At 73.2% G+C, this 8,429-nt stretch carries 11 protein-coding genes; 9 read left to right on the top strand and 2 right to left on the bottom strand.

What is annotated here, in order from left to right:
* The first annotated feature begins 245 nt into the window (after positions 1–245).
* From Q0195_RS01530 to Q0195_RS01505, 6 genes are all read left to right on the top strand, one after another.
* On the top strand, positions 246–1,016 hold the full coding sequence (locus Q0195_RS01530) for an LLM class F420-dependent oxidoreductase (RefSeq protein ID WP_299273621.1): 771 nt from the start codon (positions 246–248) through the stop codon (positions 1,014–1,016).
* Entirely contained in the window at positions 1,003–1,938 is a 936-nt protein-coding gene (locus Q0195_RS01525) for a DUF368 domain-containing protein (protein WP_299273618.1), read from the top strand. Before Q0195_RS01530 ends, Q0195_RS01525 begins: the two co-directional genes overlap by 14 nt.
* A 206-nt stretch (positions 1,939–2,144) precedes the next feature.
* On the top strand, positions 2,145–2,324 hold the full coding sequence (locus tag Q0195_RS01520; RefSeq protein ID WP_299273615.1) for a hypothetical protein: 180 nt from the start codon (positions 2,145–2,147) through the stop codon (positions 2,322–2,324).
* A 30-nt stretch (positions 2,325–2,354) separates the two neighbouring features.
* Positions 2,355–2,486 (top strand): DUF3553 domain-containing protein, encoded by a 132-nt coding sequence (locus tag Q0195_RS01515; RefSeq protein WP_299273612.1) that lies wholly within the window; start codon positions 2,355–2,357, stop codon positions 2,484–2,486.
* A gap of 159 nt (positions 2,487–2,645) precedes the next feature.
* Positions 2,646–3,230, top strand: coding sequence for a protoglobin domain-containing protein (locus Q0195_RS01510; protein WP_299273610.1), 585 nt, complete (start codon positions 2,646–2,648; stop codon positions 3,228–3,230).
* 42 nt (positions 3,231–3,272) lie between these two features.
* Complete coding sequence (locus tag Q0195_RS01505; RefSeq protein WP_299273607.1) at positions 3,273–4,286, top strand: PHP domain-containing protein; 1,014 nt, start codon at positions 3,273–3,275, stop codon at positions 4,284–4,286.
* Here the strand turns inward: Q0195_RS01505 and Q0195_RS01500 are convergent.
* Complete coding sequence (locus tag Q0195_RS01500; protein ID WP_299273605.1) at positions 4,283–5,668, bottom strand: DUF4921 family protein; 1,386 nt, start codon at positions 5,666–5,668, stop codon at positions 4,283–4,285. The genes Q0195_RS01505 and Q0195_RS01500 overlap by 4 nt on opposite strands.
* 63 nt (positions 5,669–5,731) lie before the next feature.
* Between Q0195_RS01500 and Q0195_RS01495 the strand changes: the two genes are divergently transcribed.
* On the top strand, positions 5,732–6,676 hold the full coding sequence (locus Q0195_RS01495; RefSeq protein ID WP_299273601.1) for a 5'-3' exonuclease: 945 nt from the start codon (positions 5,732–5,734) through the stop codon (positions 6,674–6,676).
* Positions 6,677–6,693: 17 nt separating this feature from the next.
* Here the strand turns inward: Q0195_RS01495 and Q0195_RS01490 are convergent, their stop codons facing one another.
* Entirely contained in the window at positions 6,694–7,083 is a 390-nt protein-coding gene (locus Q0195_RS01490; protein WP_299273598.1) for a DUF4097 family beta strand repeat-containing protein, read from the bottom strand.
* An 83-nt stretch (positions 7,084–7,166) separates the two neighbouring features.
* On the opposite strand from Q0195_RS01490, the gene Q0195_RS01485 reads away from it, so the two are divergent.
* Both Q0195_RS01485 and Q0195_RS01480 read left to right on the top strand, forming a co-directional pair.
* Positions 7,167–7,598: an MMPL family transporter gene (locus tag Q0195_RS01485; protein ID WP_366518066.1), complete on the top strand. Its 432-nt coding sequence runs from the start codon at positions 7,167–7,169 to the stop codon at positions 7,596–7,598.
* A gap of 121 nt (positions 7,599–7,719) precedes the next feature.
* Positions 7,720–8,429, top strand: a 710-nt coding sequence (locus tag Q0195_RS01480) for a glutamine synthetase family protein (RefSeq protein WP_299273595.1), incomplete at its 3' end; no start/stop codon positions are given.

Below are 8,429 nucleotides of genomic sequence, written 5' to 3'. Positions count from 1 at the left end.
GCCAAGGCCGCCACCCAGGCGCGGCTGACCAAGCCCGACGACGAGCCCACCTGAGGCCACCCGCCCGCCGCGTGCGATCCCCACCGACCGCCGGGCGCACGCACCCCGTCGACCGGGCACGCGACGTCCGGTGCCGGGGAGGGACGCTCCGGGACCGATCGGTCCGCGTGTGGTGCTCCCCTCGATGCCGGTGACGTGGCGTGGGGCCCGGTGAGGCTACCGGACCGTTTGGCACGATGGGGCCCATGACCCGACAGGTGAGGATCGCCGTCCAGCTCCAACCCCAGCACGCCGACTACCACGAGATCCGCGACGCCGTTGCCCGCGCCGAGGACGCCGGCGCCGACGTCGTCTTCAACTGGGACCACTTCTTCCCGCTCCGCGGCGACGCCGACGGCAAGCACTTCGAGTGCTGGACCATGCTCGGCGCCTGGGCCGAGCAGACCAGCCGGGTGGAGATCGGCGCGCTGGTCACCTGCAACAGCTACCGCAACCCCGACCTGCTCGCCGACATGGCCCGCACGGTCGACCACATCAGCGGCGGACGACTGATCCTCGGCATCGGCGCAGGCTGGTACGAGCGCGACTACCGCGAGTACGGGTACGAGTTCGGCACCGCCGGCTCCCGCCTGCGTGACCTGTCGCAGGCGCTGCCCCGCATCCGCAGCCGGTGGGCGGCCCTCAACCCGGCGCCCACCCGGGACATCCCGGTGCTCATCGGTGGGGGCGGGGAGCGCAAGACGCTGCGCTACGTCGCCGAGCACGGCGACATCTGGCACTCGTGGTCGGACGTCGAGACCCTCCGCCGCAAGAACGAGGTGCTCGCCCGACACTGCGCGGACGTCGGACGCGACCCGGCCGAGATCGAGCGGTCCGTGGGTGTGCGCGGCAACCCGCGCGAGCAGGGCGAGGCGCTGGTCGCCGAGGGCGTCACGCTCTTCACCGTCTCCGCGAGCGGCCCGGACTACGACCTGTCGACGCTGCGTGAGTGGGTGGCCTGGCGTGACGCCCGCTGAGCGCGCGCGCCGCACCGGCGGCCAGGTGCTGCGGGGGCTGGCGATGGGGTCCGTCGAGCTCGTGCCCGGCGTGTCGAGCGGCACGGTCGCGCTCGTGCTGGGCATCTACGAGCGGCTCGTGCACGCGATCTCGACGGCGGCGTCGGCCGCCGGCAGCCTGCTGCGCGGGCGGCCGCGTGAGACGGCACGTCACCTGGCCGCCTTCCCGTGGGGCTGGGTGCTCACCCTGCTCGTGGGGATCGCCGTCGGGGTCCTCGTCCTCGCCGGGCCGCTGGAGCGGTTGCTGCTCGACCACCCGCAGGCGTTGGCCGGGCTCTTCTTCGGGCTCATCGTCGGCGCGGTCGTCGCCTGCCGGCGGATGCTGCGGCGTCCCACCGCAGCTGTCGGGTTCGCCGCCGCCTTCGCCGCCGTCGTCTTCTTCCTCGTGCTCGGGCTGCAGACGGCCGGCGGGGACGTCGTCGAGGACGTGAGCCGGCCGCTGTGGGCGTTCTTCCTCAGCGGCGCGGTGGCGGTGTGCGCGATGATCCTGCCCGGCGTCAGCGGCTCCTTCATCCTCGTCCTGCTCGGCATGTACGCCCAGATGCTCGGCGCGCTCAACGAGCGGAACCTGCCCGTCATCGCCGTCTTCCTCCTCGGCTGCGCGATCGGGCTCGCCTCCTTCGCCAAGGTGCTGGACTGGTTGCTCGCCCACCATCACGACCTCGTGCTCGGGGCGCTCATCGGGCTCATGCTCGGCTCGCTGCGCCTGCTGTGGCCCTGGCCGCACGGGCTCGACAGCCCCGAGATCGGCGCCCCGTCCGGCACGGTGGCCGCCCCCGTCCTGCTCGCGGTGGCCGGGTTCGCCCTCGTCGTCCTCGTGGACCGGCTCGCCCACCCCGGCAGGACCGGTCGGTCGGAGAACGTCCGTTCACGCCGGCGGTAGGAACGATCTGTGACCGATCGATCGAGGGTGGACGCCGGCGACTGAGCCCAGGACGCCGAGAGCCCACGTCCCACCGAGAGCTCACCTCCCACCGAGAGCTCACTTCCCACCGAGAGCTGACTTCCCACCGACAGCCGAGTTCCCACCGACAGCCGAGCTCCCACCGAGAGCTCACCGACGCACCCGAGGCACCCGACGCCGTCGCGGTGAACTCCGCGCTGCGCACCTCCGACACCAGGCAGGCGTGGCACGCGGTGACGAGCGGCGCGGCCGAGTACCTCTTCCTCTCGCCCGAGCAGCTCACCAAGGACGACGTCGTCGCGCGGCTGCGCGCGGCCCGTCCCTCGCTCCTCGTCGTCGACGAGGCCCACTGCGTCTCCGCCTAGGGCCATGACTTCCGGCAGGAGGTGGTCCACGTGACGTGGGGGCAGGGCACGGTGATGCGCACGGAGGGCGACCGGGTGACCGTGTTCTTCCCTGACGAGGGGTACAAGACGCTGTCCCGGGAGGTCGTCGCGCAGGCCGACCGGCTCCACCCGGCCGACTGACCGGACCCGCCCGTCCGCCCGGGCTGCCGGACTGAGACATGGCTGCGGTTGGACGCCGACAGCTTCCCTCCGCGCACGCCGCCTCGTCCGCGGATGAACCCCCCGGCGGCCGGGCCTATGGTGGTGTGACCTGTGTCGCACCGACGTGAGGGGTCGACGATGAGCACCACACCAGCCGGCTACACCTACGACGCGGAGCTCGCGCCGTCGCCGGTCACGCAGGAGCAGCTCCAGGAGCTGCTCGCCGACATCATGTGGACGGACGCCGACGTCGCCGCGCTGCGACGCGCGGGGGAGGTCCTGCGGCCCCAGGTGCACGAGATCCTTGACGCCTGGTACGACTTCATCGGCTCCACGCCGCACCTCGTCGCCGTCTTCCAGGGACCCGACGGCCGCCCCGACGGCGAGTACCTCGAGCGCGTGCGGGCCCGCTTCGAGCAGTGGGTGGTCGACCTGTGCACCCGCGAGTTCGACGAGCACTGGCTCGCCTACCAGGAGGAGATCGGCAGGCGGCACCACCCGGCGAAGAAGAACCGGACCGACCACGTCGAGTCGCCGCGCTCGCACGTGCCGATGAGCCACATGATCGCCCTCGTGGTCCCGGTGGTCCTGACCATTCGGCAGTTCCTGGAGAAGGGGGAGAGCGAGCGGGAGCAGGTCGACGCCATGCAGGCGGCGTGGTTCAAGGCGGTGACCCTGACCCTCGTCCTGTGGTCCCGGCCGTACGCGGGCGACCTGTGGTGAACCCGCGGGCGGCGAGCCAGATGCCCCCGTAGCCTTCGCTGGATGGACCCCGTCGCGGCACTCAAGCGCGTGGCCTACCTCCTGGAGCGGGAGCGGGCCGAGGTGCGGCGCGCCACCGCGTTCCGCAAGGCCGCCCGCCGGCTGGAGGAGCTCGCCCCGGAGGAGCTCGGGCGGCGCCTGGCCGCCGGGACGCTCACCGAGCTGCCCGACGTCGGTCCGCGCACCGCCGGGGTGGCGGTGGAGGCCGCTCGCGGTCAGGTGCCCGACTACCTCGCGGCGCTGGAGGAGCGGGCCCGCGTGCCGCTCGCCGAGGGCGGGGAGACGGTCCGCAGCCGGCTGCGCGGCGACCTGCACACCCACTCCGAGTGGTCCGACGGCGGCACCCCGATCATCGACATGGCCGGCGCCGCGATCGACCTCGGGCACGAGTACATCGCCCTCACCGACCACTCGCCCCGGCTCACCGTCGCGCGCGGGCTGAGCCCGGAGCGGCTGCGGGAGCAGCTCGACGTCGTCGCCGCCCTGAACGCCGAGCTCGCTCCCTTCCGCATCCTCACCGGGATCGAGGTCGACATCCTCGAGGACGGCGACCTCGACCAGGAGCCCGAGCTGCTCGCCCGGCTCGACGTCGTCGTCGCCAGCGTCCACTCCAAGCTCCGCATGGAGCGGCGCGCGATGACCCGGCGGATGGTCGCCGCCGTGGAGCACCCGCTGGTCGACGTGCTCGGCCACTGCACGGGGCGCCTCATCACCGGCGGCCGCGGCACCCGCCCGGAGTCGGAGTTCGATCCGGACGAGGTCTTCGGCGCCTGCCTCGAGAACGACGTTGCCGTGGAGATCAACTCCCGGCCCGAGCGCCGTGACCCGCCCACCCGGCTGCTCGAGCACGCCCGTGACCTCGGCTGCCTCTTCGCCATCGACACCGACGCCCACGCCCCGGGTCAGCTGGAGTTCCTCGCCTACGGCTGCGCCCGCGCCGAGGCGGCCGGCATCCCGCGCGAACGGATCGTCACCGCTCTGCCGCTGGAGGAGCTGCTCGCCTGGACGAACCGCTAGCGCGAGGAGCTCCGGCCCAGGTAGCCCAGCCGCCCGCGGCGCGCCGAGCACTCCGTGCCCAGCCGGGCGGGGGCGATCGCGCCCGCGTCGCGCAGCTCGTGCAGGCGGGGCAGCAGCCGGTCACGCAGCTGGTACGGAGAGACGGTGTTGACGTTGATCTTCGTGCTGCCCTCGAAGCCGGCGAGGGTGGAGATGCGCAGCTTGATGCTCACGTGCCAGGGCATGGCCACGGCCACGCCGCGCGGGCGGTGGTACCACTCCTCGTTGCACGCCACGCCCGACCCCACCGCGGCGTGGCAGGCGTGGACCAGGTCCGAGACCGCCCGCAGCTCGTCGGGGCCGTGCTCCCACGGCGTACCCGCCGCGGCGGTGGAGAACACCTCGACGGTGGGGTAGCGGTGCCCGAACCCGGCGAACGCGACGGCGTGCTCGTTCTCCGCGAGGAGCAGCCCGTGCGCGACGGCGACGTCGAGCACCTCACGGTTGAACGCGTCGGGCGAGCGCTCCAGGTGCGCGACCTCCCGCCGTCCCCAGGTGCCGATCTCGTCGATGGCGACGAGCTGCTTGTGCAGGTGGTCGAAGGACGCGCCGGCGGGCCGCAGCCAGTTCTGGAAGGCCGCCACGTACCGCGCCTGCGGGAACCGCGCGTACAGGTCGGCCATCGCCTCGACCGTGAAGGCGACGTAGGCGGCGTGCTCCTGCGGGGTGAGCGTCCCGGAGGAGGCGAGCTGGTCCTGCCGCACCGCGCCGTCGACGTAGTGGCGCCGGGCGATGACGACGTCGTGGCCGCCGGCGAAGAAGCCTTCCATCCAGCTGCGCCGCTCCGCCTCGTCCAGCCCCGCCCAGGCGGCGTCGTCGAGCCCGGAGGCCAGCGCCTTCGCCCGCGCCACCGCCGCGGCGTGGGCGTACCCGTCCGGGTCGGTGAGGTAGGTGTCCATCCACGCGGTGAGGTCCGGCGGCACCCGGTACCCGTGGTTGAGCCGCCAGTAGTCCAGCGAGAGGATCTCGAAGAGGTTCGGCACCCGCCGGAACTCCGCGACGGTCCGGTCGAGCTCACCGGCCGGGACGCGGGCCAGCCTCCGCCACCCGGTACCGTCGCGCACCAGGCGCGCCTTCTCCGGCGGCGTCTCGCGGTGGCGGCGCGGACAGAACGCGCAGTGAGCGTCGTGGCGTGCGGGGTCGACCGGGTCCAGGGGCAGGGACGCGGCCCTCAGCGGCCGGTTGCCGCGGCCGGGCACGGTCCACACCCGGGTCCCCGACAGCGGGTTGACCTGCTTGACGGTGCCGTCCGGCAGGACACGGAGCGGATCCTCCGCGGCGCCCGGGGTCGCCGCGCGGGCCGTGCCGTGCGGCGCGGACAGGGTCGGCTCGGACGAGGGCATGCCCCGAGCATCCCACCACGCACCGACCACACGCAGGCGGCCGGTGACGCTAGCGTTCACGTCATGTCCGCTGACCGCCGGCCCCTGCTCCTCCTCGACTCCGCCTCGATGTACTTCCGGGCGTTCCACGCGCTGCCGGAGTCCATGACCGCACCGGACGGCACGCCCGTCAACGCGGTCCGCGGCTTCCTCGACGCCATCGCACGGCTCGTCCTCACCCACCGCCCGGGGCGGGTCGTTGCCTGCTGGGACGACGACTGGCGCCCGGCCTTCCGGGTGGAGGCGATCCCGTCGTACAAGGCCCACCGGGTCGCGGCCGACGGCGGGGAGGAGGTCCCCGCCGCGCTCACCCCGCAGGTGCCCGTCATCGTCGACGTCCTCGCCGCGCTCGGCATCGCCCGGGTCGGCTCGCCCGGCTACGAGGCGGACGACGTCATCGGGACACTCGTCGCCCGTGAGCTCGCCTCGCCCGACCGGGCCGAGGAGGTGCTCGTCATGACGGGCGACCGGGACCTGTTCCAGCTCGTCGACGACGAGGCCGGCGTCGTCGTCCTCTACCCGGTGCGCGGAGCCAAGGAGCCTCAGCGCATCGACGAGGCGTGGCTGCAGGAGAAGTACGGCGTCGCCGGCGGCCAGGCCTACGCCGACATGGCCACGCTGCGCGGCGACCCCAGCGACGGGCTCCCCGGCGTGCCCGGCATCGGGGAGAAGACGGCCGCCGCGCTCCTGCGGCAGCACGGCAGTCTCGCCGGTGTCGTCGCGGCCGCCGACGACCTCCGCTCGGGCATGACCCCTACCCAACGCAGGCGCATTCACGCCGCCCGGGACTACCTCGCCGTCGCGCCGACGGTGGTCCAGGTGGCCCGTGACGCACCCGTCCCGGATGTGCGCGGTGACCTCCCCGCCGAGCCCGCCGACCCCGACAGGTTGCTCGCGCTGGCGGAGCGCTGGGGGCTGGAGTCGCCGCTCAAGCGGCTGGTCGACGCCTGCGCCGCCGTCACCGACTGAGCCGTCCGGTCCTGGGCCTACCTCGGCCGGACGGTGACGTCGCCGATCGAGGCGCTCACCTCGAGGCGGTGCGGCGAGCGGCTGTCGGTGTGCACCGCCGTCGTCACGGTGCCGATCGCCGTGGTCGCCCGCAGGTCGTAGGCGGTGCCGCCGCCCGGCACGGTGACCCGGACGTCACCGGTGGAGGACGCCGCAACCAGGCTGCTCGGTGCCACGGCGAGGTCGGCGACGAGGGTGCCCACCGAGCTGCGCAGCTCGACGACCTCGGCGCGGACGTCGACGGCGGTGATGTCCCCGACGTCGGTCTGCGCCCGCACCGTGCCGGCGACGCCGACGACGGTGAGGCCGCCGACCCCGGTCCGCAGCGACACCGCCGCGTCGGTGGGGATGTGGAGCAGCCACCGCACGTCGCACGGCTCGACCCACAGGCCCTCCGGGCAGCGCCCGGTCAGCGTGGCCGTGCCACCGTCCTCCCGCCGCTGCCTACGGCATCCTCACCCTCGTGTTCACCGGGACGTGGGCGGAGGGGCTCCTCGACTTCACCTCGACCGGCACCATCGCCGCGTGGATCCCGCTCATGCTCTTCGTCATCCTCTTCGGGCTGTCGATGGACTACCACATCTTCGTCACCAGCCGGGTGCGTGAGGCCCGCGACGCCGGGATGACGCCGCGCACCGCGATCCGCGCCGGGCTGGCCCGCTCGGCCGGCGTGGTGACGAGCGCGGCCGCCGTCATGGTCGGGGTGTTCTCCATCTTCGGCACGCTGTCGATGGTGGAGATGAAGCAGCTCGGCGTGGGCCTGGCGGTCGCCGTGCTCCTCGACGCCACCGTCATCCGCGGAGTCATGCTGCCGGCGCTGCTCGGCCTGCTCGGTGACCGGGCCCACACCGGGCCGCGCTGGCTGCCCCGCCTCCACCACTGACCCGCACGACGCCGGGAGTACAGCTCTCGCCCGCCGCGGTGCCGACCCGTGGGCGGGCGGGAACTGTACTCTCGGCGCAGTGGTTGGAGGAGCTCGAGGACTCGAGGAGAGGAAGCCGCCGATGGACAGGCAGCAGGAGTACGTGCTCCGCGCGATCGAGGAGCGGGACATCCGGTTCATCCGGCTGTGGTTCACCGACGTGCTCGGGGTGCTGAAGTCCGTCGCCATCGCGCCCGCCGAGATCGAGGCCGCCTTCGCCGAGGGCATCGGGTTCGACGGCTCCTCCATCGAGGGGCTGACCCGGGTCTACGAGGCCGACATGCTGGCCAAGCCCGACCCGGCGACCTTCCAGCTGCTGCCCTGGCGGGGGGACAGCCACGGCGTGGCCCGGATGTTCTGCGACATCCTCACCCCCTCCGGGGAGCCCGCCCGTTCCGACCCGCGCAACGTCCTCAAGCGCACGCTGGAGAAGGCCGCCGACGCCGGGTTCACCTGCTACACCCACCCCGAGATCGAGTTCTACCTCTTCGAGCAGCAGCAGAGCCCGGAGGAGCCCCTCGTCCCCATCGACACCGCCGGGTACTTCGACCACGTGGCCCGGGGCACCGCCCACGACTTCCGGCGGGAGACGATCACGCTGCTCGAGTCGATGGGCATCTCGGTGGAGTACTCCCACCACGAGGCCGGGCCGGGGCAGAACGAGATCGACCTGCGCTACGCCGACGCGCTGTCCACGGCGGACAACATCATGACCTTCCGCACCGTGGTCAAGGAGGTCGCCCTCCAGCAGGGCATCATGGCCACCTTCATGCCCAAGCCGCTCATCGACGC

The organism is uncultured Georgenia sp., from assembly GCF_937958535.1.
In the GTDB taxonomy this organism is placed as follows: Bacteria; Actinomycetota; Actinomycetes; order Actinomycetales; family Actinomycetaceae; genus Oceanitalea.
This window is presented reverse-complemented; position numbering and strand designations above follow the sequence as displayed.